This window comes from Rhizobium sp. SEMIA 4085 (genome assembly GCF_013004495.1).
Classification (GTDB): domain Bacteria; phylum Pseudomonadota; class Alphaproteobacteria; order Rhizobiales; family Rhizobiaceae; genus Rhizobium; species Rhizobium gallicum.
Window position 1 is genome coordinate 1 of sequence record NZ_JABEPH010000103.1, and the last position, 16,500, is coordinate 16,500.

Sequence of the window (16,500 nt, forward strand, 5' to 3'; positions counted from 1 at the left end):
CGTCGCCCAGGTGAAGCGCCGCGCCGCGAAATAGGCGTTGCGTGCCGGCTGCTGGTGCAGCCTGCGCAGCTCGAAGGAAGGGATAAGCTGCGACACGCCAAGGCCCGCACCGTCCATCGTCGTCTTGTTCTTGTTTTTATTCTTGTTTTTGTTCTTGTTTTTGTTGAGCGACGCCTTGTTGAGCACCGACTTATTCGCCACGCTCTTGTTGAGGACCGAGGCTGCGGCCATCGTCGCCATCATTGGCTCATCCAGGGGCGGTGCATCTTCATCCTCGCCGAGGAAGAGCGCAGGTTCGGCGGCTGCATCAGGCGCAACCAACGATGCACCGGCGAGAGGATCAGCGCCGGCATCATCCCTGGGTTCGCATGGAAGCACCGTATCCGGCTCAATCCTGAATCTATAAGTGTTTAGGAATAAAACAATTTTTGATTGCGATTCTACAGTATTGTCCGCTTCTTCCATTGCAGCCTCCTTGCGCGAAGTTCTGAAAAATAGTCCGGGTTCAGCGCAGCTTGGCGCCCGCCTTGAGCAGGCCGTCGATCAAGATCTGGCCGCCGCCTGTATTGAGCAGCGGATAGCCGCTGCCTTGAAAGGCATTGATGGAGAAGCTGCCCTCGACCGCCTCAAGACGCTGCAGGTAATGGCGCGCGCCGCCTAGATCGTCGAAATGAGCATGGCTGGAGGCAAGATAGCGCAGCAAGCTGTTGAAGTTCGGCCGTGCCCGTAGGGCTTCTTCGCCTGCAGCTATCGCTGCGGCATGATCGCCTGCAAGCGCTGCTGCAATGCATTTGGTCGTGTCGAAGTAATATTTATGGGGGCTGTAGACGCCGAGCTCTTGTACCCAACGCGCCATGGCCACGGCCTTGTCGGGCTGGCCTGCATAGCAATGAAGCATCGCATAGAGATCCCAGCTGAGCGGCAGGGCCGGGTTCAGGCGGATCGATTTTTCGAACAGGTTGGCCGCATAGTCATATTCGCAGAACAGGAACGAGTGGACGTGGCCGACGAGCGCGAGTGATACGGAATTCTGCGGGTCGAGTTCCAGCGCTTTGCGCGCATAGGCCTGAGCTTCCTCGATCAGATGCGCGTCAAGCGCGTTGAAACGTTGGCCAACCTGGAAAGTCCGGATGAATGACAGCCAGGCAAAAGTCGATGACCGCGGCTGATACTGGATCTGTTCTTCCAGGCGCCGCTCCGCGTTATCTAGATCGCCGCGCGACAGCCGAAAGATCGCGTTGACGGCGTCGATCAGGAGGCCGTCTTGCGACAATCGACTGTCGTTTGCCTGGGTCTCCTGGAAATAGGCCAGCTGATCGACGGCCTGGCTGATTAGCGCAGCGGCGGTGCCGAACTCGCCCCGCTCGAATTGCATGCGGTTGATTGCCTGACTGCCCAGCCAATAAATACGGTTGTTGATCAGGTGCTTCATCACCAGTTCGATCATCACCATGTCGCCGTCAAACGTGAGGCGAAGCTGTAGGCATATCGGAAGGCTGATCTGCTGTTCGCTCTCTTCAATATCTGGCAAGGTGAAGGAGAGGTCGCTGACACCAATGGCCAGCCCATCGATGATGGCTTTTGCAATGAGATTCTGGAACCGTGTCGTCGCGATTTGTCCGCCCTCTCCAGCACCCACCACGATAGGGGGCTGAAGGACCATGATCCATTGCCAGTCACCGTCGGCCGTCCGCCGATATGGGTTGCCGCCGGCGATTTCCACGGATTTGCCTCGTCTTGGCATATCCGGAGCGCCTGTCAAAGGCAGCAGGGCGGAATGTTTGGCGATATCGCGGCTCGGCTGCTGTCGCGGCTCGAAGACATCGTGGACTTGTCCTACGTTGAGCCGGCTATACCAGTTCTGCCGTTCCAGCGTTAACCAGTCCTCGAATTCTGGATCGCGGATGTCTATACCTTCGAGCAATTCGTCGGTGATTTGATCCGCGGACCGCTTTGTCCGAACCACCAGGTCGGTATCAAGCACGAGTCGGTCCATATCCAGCCAAACGGTATTCTTGTCCGCAATCAAGAGATCACGTGCAGGCCCCAGAGTCTTATTAATATCCAAAAGGGCCTGGCGCAGACTAGCTGCCGCCTGGTCGTCCGAGCGGTCGCTCCACAATTTGTCCCTAAGCCAGATTCTGGAGCGCGAGCCCCGGGCGGACAATGCAAGCATCGCCAAAAGAGCCTGGGCCTTTTTGGATTTCGGAGTGACCGATCGCCCTTCGGCGTCCACAAGGGCAAAAGGCCCGAGCAGGAACATCCGAAACGGATTTTGCTCCTTGTTCATGCGATCCACCGGCCCCGCCCCCGTTGCCTCCGATGCGCTCGTTTGGCAGGCCGTAGACCTGGCATCTGGAGACCAGTCTGCCATACCTGCGGCGCCTGGCAAGCAACCGGGAAGGGAAATCGGAATTCCGAAAGGAAGATCGATGCTTTGGTGATAATTAAACTGAAGCATAACCGGCTTCGATCCCTCTGCGTAACTTGGCAAGCCGGTCGTAGCGCCCTGCCGTCAAAGCAGCGTCAAAGCAATGTTATTTATCCTTGAGCAACGCCTCGAAAAGCTTGACGAGTTTCGGCTTTAGGGAACAAAAGGCTGCCATTCAAAAGCAGGCGGACGTCGTAAAAGACGAGCTCCAGCGCAAGCAGTCTCTGGTAGAGCGAGGGCTAATCAATCGAACGGACTACACAGAACTCCTGCGCGACCTGCCGGGCCAATCTGCATCCATCACGTCGGAACAGGCGACGCCGTATCGCAAATCGCCGAGGCGAAGGAGCAGGTTGAGCGCTTGCGGACGCAACGCATCGAAGAAGCAGTAACGAAGCCAAGAATTCCCTTCGAGATATCGAGGAGCAGGGAGGCCGCCGTCGCTCCCATGCTGGCATCGGGCATCTCGATCGTCGTCAGGGGCGGGTCCATCAGCCGGCCGATTGCGATACCGTCGAAGCCGGCGACGGAAACATCCCGGGGCACCGAGAAGCCCTCGCGCCTGAGCGCGCCGATAGCGCCGAAGGCAAGAAGATCATTGGAGGCGATGATCGCTGTCGGCGAAAACATGGCCATTGCCTCGCGCAAATCGAGCTCCTCATAACCGCTGACAAAACGGGATCTCCGGCGCGCCGGTTGTCGGCCGTGACCGCAGCGGGAAATCGCTGCGTCGGCATGTTGTTGAGCAGAACCGTCGGCGGCAGGTACGGCAGAAGGGCGGCACTTGTCAGCGGATCGCAGACGGTAAGGGTCAGGCCAGTTGGACGGTCGTTCAGGAGTGATGCAACGGCGTTAACCTCGCACGCCTCAAAGCGGATGAGGCAACGACTCTCGCCAACTTGCCTATTGCGGGGCCGCAACAACGGCTTGAGCATCGCGAAGCCGACGGTTGGCGATGTGCAATCCTCAACCGTGAAACCTCACCGCGCGATGAATGCGCTTGCGAGCGGGATTGGTCATCGCGGCCACGCCGGCAATGACGCAAGCGAGCCCCGCCCACGCGGTTGAGGTCATGGTTTCACCGAGAAACAGGACTCCGATCCCCACGCCGATCGGAACCCGGAGGTAGGCCTGGGCAGTCGTACCGACCGAGCCGAGTGTGTGAACCAGCCGGAAATAGATGACGAACGCGAGGGCGGTCGAAAACACCGCGAGACCGAGCAATGCGAGGATCGATACCGAAGAGGGCATCAGTGTCCACGGCGGATCAATGACAAGGCTGACGGGAATGAGGATGACCGCACCGCAGATGAGTGATCCCGCTGCGGGCATGATTGGGTCAAGCCCCTTAAAACCCCGACCGAATATTGCGGCTCCAGCGTAGCAGACAGTGGCCGCCACAATGGCAAGCTGCGCCGGCAGTTCATCGCCGAGCCCGTGAAATGCCTCGAGGCCGATGATGAGGCTGGTGCCGGTAATGCCGGTGACAACGCCGAACAGCTTGCGGCCAGTCACTGGTTCATGGCGCGTGATAAGGACCGTCAAAAGGAACGCGAAGATCGGCGTCGTCGAATTCAGAATCGCAGCAAGCCCGGCATCCACGGTCCGTTCCGCCCAGGCAATCAATGTGAATGGAATCACGCTGTTGAGTCAGGCTTGAAATAGCAAACGCCGCCATGTCGCGGGGTCCCTTGGCAAGGCCAATCCGCGTAACCTGATGACGCCAAGAAGGATCGCGCCGGCCATCAAGGTGCGGGCAGCGATCAGTGTCACCGGGGGGATCGTTTCCACGCCGATTTTGATGAACGTGTAGGACGCACCCCAAAGCGTCGCGAGCGCGAGAAGAAGTGCGAGTTCCATTCTCATATTCGTCTTTTGTGTTGTCATGATCGTGTCGCGTTCGAATGGTTTTGAAACTTCTCTGCTTTATCGCGGCTTGGCCCGACATTGCTTCGACCAAGACCGAACTATGAATGACTGGCGAAGGACACCAAGCAGGCAGCAAAAGGCGACTTAAGCTCGTCAAGCCGGCGGATGGGCGGCGGTTTCCTCTCACGCTACCTGCCTTTAATGCGTCATTTAAAGCTCGAATTCAGGTCTGCCGCGGCATCGAGGTGCCAACCGAGACCCAGCAAATGCCCTGCAGTTGATCGCTCGATTGATGTTCTGGTGGAGCCTCCTGCGGGCGATGCAGATATAGACTTCCGAGAAGCTCCTGCCGATCAGTCAGCCAACGGATGCTTCGAGTCCCAAACGCCATATGGGCATCGACCTATTTCGGGTCGTCTCCTTTGTGTCAGCCTTTCATTCGCCCCTTGTTTCGCTACTGCGGCCCGCTAGCTAAGGTGGGAGTGTCGAACGACGGAAAACGCGCAGACAGACGGGCGGGCGTGATCGGTAGCCCATCCATCGATCCGACACGAGCATCCATGCGGCACGCTTCGGCCAAGTCTTCTCTACCGACGCTTGAGGAGGTATCGTTGTGTCAGACTCCTTTCCCAATCGACCCCTTGCGACGGGCGCTCGTTCCCGGCGGCGTAACGAGTTTCTGACGTTCCTCGTCCTGGCTTTCGGCATCTGGCCGCTGGTCGCTGTCGGTGTGGTTGGCGGCTACGGCTTCCTCGTCTGGATGTTCCAAATCGTCTTCGGGCCGCCCGGCCCGCCGGCGCATTGAGGTTTGTCATGCGAGCGGAATCTTTCCCCCGTCGTCAGTTCCTCGTGGGCCGCCCGGCTGTCGGGCAAGCTCGTATCCGTCCGCCCGGCGCATCCGCCGACGGTCTTAAAAGCTGCACCGGGTGCGGGCTGTGCGCGGAGCGATGTCCCACCAGCATCATCCGACTGGTCGACGATTTGCCTTCCATCGATTTCGCATTCGGTGAATGCACCTTCTGCGGAGAATGCAAGGCCGCTTGTCCGGAGCCGGTTTTCCAAGAGGAGGCTCCGAAGCGCCTCAACCACGTGGCTGTCGTTACGGAAGGCTGTCTGGCGAGGAAGGATATCGCCTGCCAGTCCTGCGGCGAAAGCTGTCCCGACCAGGCCATCCGTTTCCGCCCGCGCATCGGCAGCCCGTTTCTTCCGGAGCTGAACGGAGGGATGTGCAGCGGCTGCGGCGCGTGCCTGCAGGTCTGTCCCGTCGGCGCGATCACTCTTCGGGCACGCGCCGTGGAGGCTGCCGATGTCTGAGCCGATGTTGCCCTATCATATTTCAAGCGCTGTGATCGCCACGATGCCGGCCCGCACCGAAGGCGTGCTTGCCGCGCTCGCAAGGATGGAAAACGTCGAAATCCATGCTCATGCCGGCGGCAAGATCGTCGTCGTCATCGAGGGAACAAGTACGGGCATGCTTGGCGAATGCCTGTCGCGAATCTCGCTTCTGGACGGGGTGATCGCGGCAAACATGGTTTTCGAGCACGTCGAGATGGAGGAGGTGCGAAGCGATGACGGGAGAACTGACGCGGCGTGACATTCTCAAGGCCCAGGCCGCCGGCATTGCGGCGGCCGCTGCCGGCATAGCGCTTCCTGCTGCCGCACAACCGGTGCCGGGGGGCGTCAGCGCGCTGGAGATAAAGTGGTCGAAGGCACCCTGCCGTTTCTGCGGAACGGGCTGTGGTGTCATGGTCGGCGTCAAGGAAGGGCAGGTGGTTGCCACGCACGGCGACATGCAGGCGGAGGTCAACCGTGGCCTGAACTGCATCAAGGGCTATTTCTTGTCGAAGATCATGTACGGTGAGGATCGTCTCAAAACGCCGCTCATGCGCAAGAAAAATGGCGCCTACAGCAAGGATGGAGAATTCGAGCCTGTCAGCTGGGACGATGCGTTCGACCTGATGGCCGAGCAGTGCAAAAGGGTGCTGAAGGAGAAAGGACCGACGGCGGTCGGCATGTTCGGCTCGGGCCAGTGGACGATCTTCGAGGGCTACGCGGCCACGAAGCTGATGCGGGCCGGCTTCCGTTCCAACAACCTCGATCCGAATGCCCGACACTGTATGGCATCTGCAGCCTACGCTTTCATGCGCACCTTCGGCATGGACGAGCCGATGGGATGCTATGACGATTTCGAGAACGCCGATGCCTTCGTGCTCTGGGGCTCGAACATGGCGGAGATGCATCCGATTCTCTGGACGCGCGTCGCCGATCGCCGCCTCGGGCAGCCACATGTCCGCGTTGCCGTTCTGTCAACATTCACGCATCGGAGCATGGACCTTGCCGACATTCCGATCATCTTCACGCCCGGCACTGATCTCGCCATCCTCAACTACATCGCCAACCACATCATCACGAGCGGCAAGGTCAACGAGGAATTCGTCCGCGACCATACGACCTTCATGAAGGGCGTGGAGAACATCGGCTACGGCCTACGCCCTGAGGATCCGCTGGAACTTAAAGCGGTCAATGCGGGTGATCCAACCAAGATGGAGCCGATTGATTTCGCGGCGTTTAAGACGTTCGTCTCCGATTACACGCTCAAAAAGACCGCTGAGCTGACAGGCGTCGATCCCGGTTTCCTTGAGCAGCTCGCGGAACTTTATGCGGATCCGAATCGGAAGGTTATGTCACTCTGGACCATGGGCTTTAACCAGCACGTCCGCGGGGTCTGGGCCAATCAGATGGTCTACAACCTGCATCTGCTGACCGGGAAAATCTCAGAGCCGGGAAACAGCCCTTTCTCGTTGACCGGCCAGCCGTCGGCCTGCGGGACGGCGCGAGAGGTCGGCACCTTCGCGCACCGCCTTCCAGCCGACATGGTTGTCACCAATCCCGAACATCGGCATCACGCCGAAGAGCTGTGGAAGCTCCCCGAAGGCCTGCTTCCCGACAAGCCGGGCTATCATGCCGTTCAGCAGGACCGCATGCTCAAGGACGGCAAGCTGAATTTTTACTGGGTGCAGGTCAACAACAATGTCCAGGCAGCCCCCAATACCAAGAATGAGACCTACCAGGGTTACCGCAACCCCGATAACTTCATCGTCGTTTCCGACGCCTATCCGACGATCACGGCGATGTCGGCCGATCTCATCCTTCCCGCTGCAATGTGGGTGGAAAAGGAAGGAGCGTACGGCAACGCCGAGCGAAGGACACATGTCTGGCACCAACTCGTCCAGGCTCCAGGAGAGGCGCGGTCCGATCTCTGGCAACTAACGGAGTTTTCGAAGCGGTTCACGACCGACGAGGTCTGGCCGAAAGAGATTCTCGACAAGCACCCCGACTATCGCGGCAAGACCCTTTTCGAGGTCCTGTTCAAAAACGGCCAGGTCGACCATTTCCCAACAAGCGAGATCGACCCGAACTACGAAAATAACGAAGCCGGGGAATTCGGCTTCTACATCCAGAAAGGATTGTTCGAAGAATATGCCTCATTCGGACGTGGACACGGCCATGATCTGGCACCTTACGACCGATATCACCAGGAACGCGGATTGCGTTGGCCCGTGGTCAATGGACAGGAAACCAAGTGGCGCTACCGCGAGGGTTACGATCCATATGTGAAGCCGGGCGAGGGCGTGCGCTTCTACGGGCGCCCGGACGGCAAGGCCGTGATCCTCACTGTTCCGTACGAGCCGCCGGCCGAGTCTCCCGACGATGAATATGATTTCTGGCTGGTGACGGGGAGGGTGCTCGAGCATTGGCATTCCGGCTCGATGACCATGCGGGTGCCGGAACTGTATAAGGCATTCCCCGGCGCTCGCTGCTTCATGAACGCGGACGATGCCCGCAAGCGCGGCATCAATCAGGGCGCCGAAGTCAGGATCGTGTCCAGGCGCGGCGAAATCCGCTCGCGCATCGAAACCCGAGGACGTAACCGCATGCCCTCGGGCGTCATCTTCGTCCCTTGGTTTGATGCCAGCCAGCTCATCAACAAAGTTACGCTCGACGCAACCGACCCCATCTCCAAACAGACGGATTTCAAGAAATGCGCGGTCAAAATTCTTCCCGTCGCCTTATGAGAGGACGACCAAAATGGATGCTGGTCGTGACAGGCCTTGTCCTGTTTGTCACGACGACAGCGATCGCTCAGGTGGTTCGGCAGATGGTGCCTCAACTCGAGGGGCCGACGCCCTCGATGGAAAACGGCGCGGCCGAACCGTTGCCGAAATGGGTCGTCGATGACCAGCGCAAGATGCGCGCTTACCCGGATCAGCCGCCAGTCATCCCGCATTCGATCGAAGGCTACGAACTGTCGGTGAACGCCAACCGGTGCCTGACGTGCCACAAGCGCGAGTTCACGCAAGATTCCGGCGCGCCGATGATCAGCGTAACGCATTACATGACCCGCGACAGCCAAATGCTCGCGGACGTTTCACCGAGGCGATACTTCTGTACTGCCTGCCACGTGCCACAGGCCGATACCGGGCCCCTCGTGCCCAATCGCTTCAAGGACATGAGCGAAATGGGCTTCAAACCGGCCGGAAGTGAGTAATGCGATGATCGCCTGGATCAAAAAAGTCGTTCTTTGGGCCTGGCGGATACTGAGCACGCCTGCCGCAACCCTCAGTCTAGGCTTCCTTACGCTTGGAGGCTTCGTTGGCGGGGTCATCTTCTGGGGCGCATTCAACACGGCGCTGGAACTTACTAACACTGAACCATTCTGCGCCTCCTGTCACGAGATGCGCGACAATGTTTATCAGGAGCTTACCCGCACCATTCATTTCTCCAACCGTTCCGGAGTTCGCGCATCCTGTCCCGATTGCCACGTGCCGCATCAATGGACAGACAAGATTGCCCGCAAGATGCAAGCCTCCAAGGAGGTCTGGGGCAAGATCTTCGGGACGATCAACACACGGCCAAAGTTTCTGGCAAAACGGCTTGAACTGGCGCAACATGAATGGGCACGCCTGAAGGCCAATGACAGCCTCGAGTGCCGGAACTGCCATTCGTCGACGGCGATGGATCTGCAGAAGCAGACGCAACGCGCCGCCGATATCCACACCCGCTATCTCTTGTCTGGCGGGGCAACCTGCATCGACTGCCACAAGGGCATCGCACACGAGCTTCCCAACATGGAGGGAATTGATCCAGGCTGGAAAATGCCAAAGGAGCTAGAAGGAAAGAAGATGGCGGGCCACTCTCCAATCGACGATCTCAGCCGAGCTTTGGAAGACGTTCACGCGGAAGCATTCTAAGCAATCATCTAAGTTTAAGTCGCGTAGGCATGTTTTTCAGCGCTGCGGCTCGCGCCTCGACGCGACATAAATCGCGGCAGCCGCCATCAGAATTCCAGCGGTCTGAAAAACACAAGCAGGATTGCAAAGCTGCAAGCCATCGAGACACCGGCGACAAGCTTATGTCGGCGCCGGATCGCCCCTTCGCGGCACCAGGCCTGCAGCGGCTTTCCGAGGCGGGGATGGGCAAGCAGCCAGCGTTCAAAGCGCGGGGAGGAACGGGAAAAGACCGCAGCTGCAAGGATCAGGAACGGTATCCTCGGCAGCAGCGGCGCGAAGATGGCGGCAATGCCGATTGTCACGAAACCCAAGCCGAGGACAGCAAGCAGCAGCCCGCATGGAATCTCCTTTCGTCAAACGGTTTTTGCGGTTCCATCGCTCGAAAGCGCCGCTCGTCCCGCCATTTCCCTTATCAAGATACCATAGAAGACATGAGGAGAATGGGATCGCGCCGCCTGTGGTTCCGGCTTGAGCGATCCCATTTCCCACCAATCCGAATGCCTCTGCAGCAGAGACCAGGCATGCAGACGCTCGCTGTGCAGCAGGTCGGTATCCGGGAACTCCTCATACTTTCCCATGACGATGACACTTTGCCAGCCGACGTTGCTGACATGATCAATCTGCAGGCAAACCTTATTGTTCGCCCGCATCCAATCAACTTTTTGCCCCGGCATCGAGAAGCTGTAAAGGATCCCTTTGTCGTAGGAGAAGTAGACTGGCACGATGTAGGGCTGATCATTGCTGCAACAGGCGAGGTGACCGTACCGTGACTGTTCAATCAATGATACGCATTCTGCCTGCGTCATATTCCGAAGCGACAGTGCCATGAGATTAACTCCCGTCAAACTGTACAGCCGTGGGCAGGGCGCCTAAAGGCGGCAGCCTATGGTGCCTGGACGACAATTCCGTAGCTCGGATCAATCCAGGCAAGCTGATCGCGCACCATCTTGACACCCGGGAAGTTCTCGGCTGCCACGATCGCAGCGCCGCGCTCGCGCTCGTCCAGCACCGATCCGCTGAGCGTCACGACACCATTCTTGACGTTGGCACGGATAAGGCCATTTTTGGCCCATGATTGAGCAGCCAGCTCTTTCGCAATCGCCGCAGCGATGGCTGCGTCGGATAGCGGTTGACCCGGTTCTACTGGCGGTTCACGCAGCGGCTTTAGAAAATCCGAGCGCGTAACGATGCCGACAAGCTGCCCATTCGCCACCACTGGCAAACGTTTTACCTTCGACTTTTCCATCAGGTCGGCTGCCTCGCCAAGCGTCATGTAGGGGGATGCCGTCTTAACCGGTGTGGACATGACTTCCTTGACTTTCCTAGCATGTGCCCGGACGTATTCCTCGGCAACCTTTCCGGGGCTGGCCAGCAGTGCCAGCCACCACGAGCGCTGGCGCTCGGTATCAAGCTCGCTGCGCCGTAGAAGATCGCTTTCGCTGATGAGACCAACGAGTGCGCCCTGCAAATCAACGACCGGCAGGCCGCTGATACGATTGCTCAACATGAGATTTGCTGCCTCAGCGACCGTCGCCGTCGATTGGATCGTAATAACCGTCGATGTCATAATAGAGTTGACGCGCATGGCTGTCCTCCCACCCATTGTTGGTGTCATGGGAAGTAGGTTACAGGGAAAGCCGATCCTCGACTTTGAGATGGATCAAAGCCCAAGACGCAAGTGGCATGAAAAAAGTGGGGCTGCAGGCGCCGCGCTGACTGTTGGTCAGAAACGAAGGTGTTTGCCCGACATCGTCACCAATTCGACGCTCGCCTCGCTGTAAGGGGCAAGCATGTCCGGGATCTGTTGCGGCGCCGCCAAGCTCATGGCGGTCGACAGTGCATCCGCGGTGGCCGCTTCTTTGGCGACGACGCTCACGCGCTGATAGAGCTGCGGGGCGGCTCCAGAGCGCGGATCGAGAATATGTCCGAAGCGGCCGGACACGTCGAAATGAAAACCGGCTGCGCTCGAAGTCGCCACGGCTTGATTGGTAATCTCTAGCACAGCAGCTGGTCTGATGCTGTCTTCCTGTGATGCAAGCCCGATGCGCCACGGACTGCCGTCCGCCTGAGCGCCGACTGCCCGATCCTCGCCCATGTTGACGAGACTGCTGGTGACGCCGGCATTGCGTAGAATATCGACGACCCGATCGGTTATGAAACCCTGGGCAACGCCGTTCAACGATATCGCCATGCCGGGGCGGGCAAAAGCAATCCGATCGCGGTTGAACCTGACGGCATCGAAGCCGATGCGCCCCAGCGACGCCTTCAAGTGCGCGGCCGGAGGCCCATCCGCATCGGCGCCCGGGACCGAGAAATGATGAGCATAAAGTTCCCAAAGAGGTTGGATTGTCGGATCGAACAAACCTTTGGTCGTCTGCCAATAGGTTTGGCACGCATCGAGAAGTGCGATCATTTCGGCCGGCGGCGCTGCCAGTCCGCCAACGCGGTTGAGCTCGCAGAGCGCAGAATCCCTGCGGTAGAGACTGAAGATCGTCTCGAGCCGCTCGACTTCTGCCACCACCTGCGCAATCAACGTTGCGGCGTGGCTGCGATTGTCGTCGTGGAGGATCAGCGTGGCCTGTGCCCCCAATGCCTGTCCCCTCCAAACGACGGCATCGACTGCTGCGCCGGCAGGATCGGCCGATCGAAGGAGCGGCAGGCCGGCAGCAGCGGCAAAGATCGCGATGGCGCGCCGGCGGGTAAAAAGACTAGCCACTGATCGCGCTCCCTTCCTCATTGTTCGTGTCGCCGTGTCCGGCTCCGGCACTTGTGTCGGCTCCCAGAACATAGCTCTCGGGGATCTCTTCGAAGCCGACGATCTTGCCGCCGTTCTTCACCGCGAACGCCGCCGCAGCCTCACGGCTCGAAAACGGGACGGTTTCGGCTGCGCCCATGCCACCGCGCAAGCTGCTATCGATCACATAGTGGGCGCCTCGGGCGTCGATCCAGTTGTCGTTGCCAGGATGCTCCCAGCTTGATGCGCGGCTCATGTCGGAGACGTAGATGGCCGCAATGTCCTTCGGTTCTTCCGGAAGCTTGGTGAATGCGACCGCGTCCCGCGAGGATGTGAACCACACGGGCTCGTCACGGCTTTGAAGAATGATCTGTCCCTTAGGCCCTGGATGCTCCAGAACAGTCATGCCGCAGTAGTGGTCGACGGCTTGTGACGTCAGCAGCATGGCTGGAGGTGCCGCAGTTTCGGTTTTCTCACAGCCTACAAGCAGCAGCACCGCGGTTATCATCGCAGCCAAATTTGTCCTTTTCATAATTCTCTCCTGGAGAAACGCAATGTGGCGAGCGTCAGTGGCACCAGCGTCCAGAGACCAAGCGCTAAAAGCAGCAGCGCGGGTGTCAGCGTCGCGTTTGCGGCAACGCCACTCATTCCTGAGAGCGATCCAGCCCCGCCGGAACTAAGATTGAGAAGACGGTAGGCATCCGTCGGGTTGATCACCAACAACACGTCGAGCAGCCCGCCTGGAATGCCGTGACCCTGCATCGCCACGAGCATGCCAAGCAGCGCCATGTCGTAAAGCATGACGAAGAACAGCCATATGCCGATGGCGATACCACCCGCGGTGCTGCGCTCGCCGACCGACGTACTCATCAAATACCCGATGGCGATGAAGACTGCGCCAAGCAATATCGATGAGCCGACCATTGACGCGAAGGCCCACCAGCTGCTGGCAGCGATTGCCGTTCCGGTCAAGGCAAGGGCTGCCGCTGCGGCGCCATAGCCGCAAAGCGTGGCAAAGGCAAGGATCGCGAGATGTCCTAGAAATTTGCCGAAAATCACCTGACGCCGCCCGAGCGGGTAGCTCAGCAGCAGCAGCATCGTTCCGCGCTCCATCTCACCGACGATTGCATCATGGGAGAGCAAGAGCGCGATCAACGGCACGAGGAAGATCGTCAGGCTTGAGAGGCTGACGATGACGATGTCGAGCCGATTGACCCCCACATGTCCGGTCGGCGCGCTGCCAAGGAATGACAGGGTGAGGGCCAGGGCGGCAAGAAGGATGGTCATGGCCAAGACCCAGCGATTTCGCATTCCCTCCTGAATTTCTTTGCCGGCGATGATCAGTATGTTCGTCATTGTCTCGTGCCCTGTCCGTTGAGAAAATGTGCATAGAGATCATCGAGCGTCGGCTCCATGATCGTCAGGCTTGCCACGGCTTGAGGATCGGCGGTGACGCAGGAAAGGGCAGCAATTTTCTGTTCGTGTGGCGTATCCGGCTCCAGGGAGCCGTCCGCGGTGCGTGCCCATGAGAAATTGCCGGTGGCCCGGTGACCACGTGCGGCATCGTGGCGCGGCTTGAATCGACTGCGCGTGGGCAGCCGGGCGATCTGCCGCAGGTCCTCAAGGGTTCCGTCGGCAATCTTGAGGCCGCCGTTGACGATGATCACACGGTCCGCCCGGTCCTCCAGCTCGGTGAGCGCGTGCGATGACAAAAGCACCGTTGTGCCTTTTGAGCGCAGCTCGGAGACGAGATCATAGAAATTTCGTCTGAGTGCCGGATCCAGCCCACTTGTCGGTTCATCAAGCAGCAGGATACGCGGCTCGCCGAGCAGGGCCTGCGCCAGGCCCAGTCTTTGCCGCATGCCTTTCGAATAGGTGCGGACCGGCCGATCGGCGGCGCCTTCAGCAAGACCAACGCGGTCGAAGAGGTCGTGCGTTGTTGTAAGCCGGATCCGCTTGAGACGGGCGTAAAATGCCAAGATCTCGCGGCCCGTGAGCGCAAGGTGAAATGATACGCTTTCCGGCAGGTAGCCGAGACGGCGGCGCACACCGGCATTGCCAGTCACCGGATCTTCGCCGAGAACGCGCACCTTGCCCGACGTCGGCCTAATCAGCCCCAGGATCAGCTTGATGATCGTGGTTTTTCCAGCACCGTTGTGGCCGACGAGCGCGATCGTCTCGCCTTCGCCCAGTGATAACGAAATGTCGCTGACTGCGGCGAACTTGCCATAGCTTTTGCTTGTTTGCGTCAAGCATACCGAAGTTGTCATGGTGTTTTGTCCTTCCTGTCGGGCGGAGCCATCAACGGCCGGCTATCGACAACACCGCCGGGCAATAGCGCAGGAAACTGGGATTGCGCCCATCGGATTACCTGGACCGCCGGGCTGCTTGTGAGGACCTTCGCCTGGGGAGAGGTCCATAGCACCTGGTCGATGATATCGTTGGGGCGATAGGGACTGTCGCCCAGGCCGTCACCATTGAGATCGAAAGCCGGGTTATCGCTCCAATAATTGCCTTGCCCGTTTTTCGACCAATCGAGATAGCGCGTGCCGACATATTTTACCTGGTTTCGATTGGCTATGAAGGCGTTGCCGGTAATGGCATTGCCCTCGGACCCGGCGGTGAAATGAATGCCGATCGAGCAGCCTTCGAAGACATTGTCGGTGAAGGTGTTCTTGTTGGCGTTATAAATGAAGACGCATTTCTCCGGTCCAAGCCGTTGTCCGGTTTCATCGACCCGGCCGGCCTGCTCGGCGATCTTCGGCAAGTCATTGTCGTCGGCCCGAGTGCCTCCCATCACCCAGCGATCGGCGGCCTGCAGGCGACCGCGCACCGTATTACCGGTGACCGTCGAGCCATTAGCAAAATTCAGCAGAAGTCCATGATCTCGATCGCCATCCGACATGTTGTTGACGATCTTCAGCCGGCTGGAAAACATGATTGCGTAACCGACGAGGTTACCGCTCGAGACGTTGTCGCTGATCTCGCTGTCATTGGTATACATGTAGTGGATGGCAAAGCGCAGATTGCGGAAACGATTGCCCTTGAAGACGTTTCGCTTGCTGGAGTTTGTCGCAATGCCGTCTCGTCCGAAGCTGATATTGTTGTCGATGACCTGAGCGCCGGGTGCATTCCACAGTGTCACGCCATTGCCCGCCTCACTCATACGGTCGCCATTCATGCCGACGATATGATTGCCGCGTGCGATCGCCTGCGCTGCGCCATGGAGGTAAACGCCCGTCAGATTGCCGATGATCCGGTTGTTTTCGATAAGCGCGCCCTTTGCCGAGGCAGCGACGAATACACCTGAATCCATACCAGCGAGGTCGCGGCCGGAACCGCGGATTTCCAGCCCGCGCACCACCGCTGCGGGCGCGGTGACCGTCACCACGCTGCCCTTGCCGGGGCCCAGAAGGATAGCGCCCGGCTCGCCTTCAAGTCTTACCGGCACATTGAGGCGCAACGGCCCTTCATACTGACCGGGTGTCAGCCGGATGACGTCACCTGCGGCGGAGGCATCCAGAACTGACTGAAGGGTACGGGCCTGCGCGCGGCCGATGGTATGTTCGGCCGCAGCAGCCGGAATGGCGGCCGAGGCCGCCGCCATTCCAAGTATCCCGATGGTGAGCAGATGCCGCATCACGCCTGCTTCGGCTCGACGAACATGCGGCCCTTCATTTCCATGTGCATGGCATGGCAGAACCAGGAGCAATAGTACCACCACACGCCTGGCCGGTCGGCCTTGAAGGTCACCGACGCGGTCGCCTGGGGTCCGACTTCCATGTTGATCCCGTAGTTGACGATGGCAAATCCATGCGTCAGATCTTCGACGTCGTCGATATTGGTCACATAGACCGTGACTTCGTCGCCTTCCCTGACGTTGAAGCTGTCCAGACCAAAAGCCGGTGCTGCCGACGTCATGTAGACGCGCACCTTGTTTCCGTCGCGGATCACCTGAGAGTCCGACAGAAGGTCGATTTTGTCGGCCTTTGCCTGTTTGACTGCGTCAGCGAAGAACGGGTCTTCGCGGTTCCACGTGCTGACCGGATTGATCTTTGAATTGTGGACGATCGTTGCATCATGCGGCTCGGCGAACGTCGGATTGTCGTGAACCAGGACCATCTGATCGCCGGAAATGTCGCTGAGCTGGTCATTTTCCGGCTTCAACGGTCCGA

At 59.1% G+C, this 16,500-nt stretch carries 15 protein-coding genes and 5 pseudogenes; 7 read left to right on the forward strand and 13 right to left on the reverse strand.

The genetic code is table 11. The features are described from left to right. From C9413_RS12860 to C9413_RS12875, 4 genes and pseudogenes are all read right to left on the reverse strand, one after another. Positions 1-465 (reverse strand): annotated as a pseudogene (locus tag C9413_RS12860) (phospholipid phosphatase); the annotation flags it as partial. 40 nt (positions 466-505) lie between these two features. Next, positions 506-2,461: an SARP family transcriptional regulator gene (locus C9413_RS12865; protein WP_040116214.1), complete on the reverse strand. Its 1,956-nt coding sequence runs from the start codon at positions 2,459-2,461 to the stop codon at positions 506-508. A 378-nt stretch (positions 2,462-2,839) separates the two neighbouring features. Further along, positions 2,840-3,291: pseudogene (locus tag C9413_RS12870) on the reverse strand (substrate-binding domain-containing protein); the annotation flags it as partial. A gap of 106 nt (positions 3,292-3,397) precedes the next feature. Further along, positions 3,398-4,318: pseudogene (locus tag C9413_RS12875) on the reverse strand (EamA family transporter). A gap of 595 nt (positions 4,319-4,913) precedes the next feature. Between C9413_RS12875 and napE the strand changes: the two are divergent. The 7 genes and pseudogenes from napE (at position 4,914) to C9413_RS12905 (ending at position 9,552) form a co-directional block, all read left to right on the forward strand. Then, positions 4,914-5,105 (forward strand): periplasmic nitrate reductase, NapE protein, encoded by a 192-nt coding sequence (gene napE / locus C9413_RS12880; protein ID WP_040116213.1) that lies wholly within the window; start codon positions 4,914-4,916, stop codon positions 5,103-5,105. Positions 5,106-5,113: 8 nt separating this feature from the next. Beyond that, positions 5,114-5,338, forward strand: a pseudogene (locus C9413_RS34450) (4Fe-4S binding protein); the annotation flags it as partial. 51 nt (positions 5,339-5,389) lie between these two features. Then, positions 5,390-5,614 carry a 4Fe-4S dicluster domain-containing protein gene (locus C9413_RS34455; RefSeq protein WP_223844166.1) on the forward strand — a complete coding sequence of 75 codons (225 nt, stop codon included), beginning with the start codon at positions 5,390-5,392 and terminating at the stop codon, positions 5,612-5,614. Continuing rightward, positions 5,607-5,894 carry a chaperone NapD gene (locus C9413_RS12890; protein ID WP_040116211.1) on the forward strand — a complete coding sequence of 96 codons (288 nt, stop codon included), beginning with the start codon at positions 5,607-5,609 and terminating at the stop codon, positions 5,892-5,894. Before C9413_RS34455 ends, C9413_RS12890 begins: the two co-directional genes overlap by 8 nt. Next, on the forward strand, positions 5,869-8,376 hold the full coding sequence (gene napA / locus C9413_RS12895; RefSeq protein WP_040116210.1) for a periplasmic nitrate reductase subunit alpha: 2,508 nt from the start codon (positions 5,869-5,871) through the stop codon (positions 8,374-8,376). Before C9413_RS12890 ends, napA begins: the two co-directional genes overlap by 26 nt. Then, entirely contained in the window at positions 8,343-8,849 is a 507-nt protein-coding gene (locus C9413_RS12900; protein WP_040116209.1) for a nitrate reductase cytochrome c-type subunit, read from the forward strand. The genes napA and C9413_RS12900 overlap by 34 nt, the downstream gene beginning before the upstream one ends. 7 nt (positions 8,850-8,856) lie before the next feature. Continuing rightward, complete coding sequence (locus tag C9413_RS12905) at positions 8,857-9,552, forward strand: NapC/NirT family cytochrome c (protein WP_040116711.1); 696 nt, start codon at positions 8,857-8,859, stop codon at positions 9,550-9,552. An 86-nt stretch (positions 9,553-9,638) separates the two neighbouring features. On the opposite strand, the gene C9413_RS12910 is transcribed toward C9413_RS12905, so the two are convergent. The 9 genes and pseudogenes from C9413_RS12910 to C9413_RS12950 all read right to left on the reverse strand — a co-directional run. Beyond that, the gene (locus C9413_RS12910) at positions 9,639-9,893 is read right to left on the reverse strand and encodes a YbaN family protein (RefSeq protein WP_267285119.1); all 255 of its coding nucleotides are present in this window, start codon (positions 9,891-9,893) and stop codon (positions 9,639-9,641) included. 51 nt (positions 9,894-9,944) lie between these two features. Continuing rightward, entirely contained in the window at positions 9,945-10,418 is a 474-nt protein-coding gene (locus C9413_RS12915) for a pyridoxamine 5'-phosphate oxidase family protein (RefSeq protein WP_040116208.1), read from the reverse strand. Positions 10,419-10,474: 56 nt separating this feature from the next. After that, the gene (locus C9413_RS12920; RefSeq protein WP_040116207.1) at positions 10,475-11,176 is read right to left on the reverse strand and encodes a CBS domain-containing protein; all 702 of its coding nucleotides are present in this window, start codon (positions 11,174-11,176) and stop codon (positions 10,475-10,477) included. Positions 11,177-11,314: 138 nt separating this feature from the next. After that, complete coding sequence (locus C9413_RS12925; protein WP_040116206.1) at positions 11,315-12,307, reverse strand: FAD:protein FMN transferase; 993 nt, start codon at positions 12,305-12,307, stop codon at positions 11,315-11,317. Beyond that, positions 12,300-12,857: a nitrous oxide reductase accessory protein NosL gene (locus tag C9413_RS12930; protein WP_040116205.1), complete on the reverse strand. Its 558-nt coding sequence runs from the start codon at positions 12,855-12,857 to the stop codon at positions 12,300-12,302. The genes C9413_RS12925 and C9413_RS12930 overlap by 8 nt, the downstream gene beginning before the upstream one ends. Beyond that, complete coding sequence (locus C9413_RS12935; protein ID WP_040116204.1) at positions 12,854-13,681, reverse strand: ABC transporter permease subunit; 828 nt, start codon at positions 13,679-13,681, stop codon at positions 12,854-12,856. The genes C9413_RS12930 and C9413_RS12935 overlap by 4 nt, the downstream gene beginning before the upstream one ends. Then, a complete protein-coding gene (locus tag C9413_RS12940) occupies positions 13,678-14,595 on the reverse strand; it encodes an ABC transporter ATP-binding protein (protein WP_170250524.1) in 918 nt (305 codons plus the stop codon). The genes C9413_RS12935 and C9413_RS12940 overlap by 4 nt, the downstream gene beginning before the upstream one ends. Next, positions 14,592-15,965 carry a nitrous oxide reductase family maturation protein NosD gene (locus C9413_RS12945; protein WP_082046753.1) on the reverse strand — a complete coding sequence of 458 codons (1,374 nt, stop codon included), beginning with the start codon at positions 15,963-15,965 and terminating at the stop codon, positions 14,592-14,594. The genes C9413_RS12940 and C9413_RS12945 overlap by 4 nt, the downstream gene beginning before the upstream one ends. Continuing rightward, a pseudogene (locus tag C9413_RS12950) lies at positions 15,965-16,500 on the reverse strand (cupredoxin domain-containing protein); the annotation flags it as partial. The gene C9413_RS12945 and the pseudogene C9413_RS12950, both read right to left, overlap by 1 nt.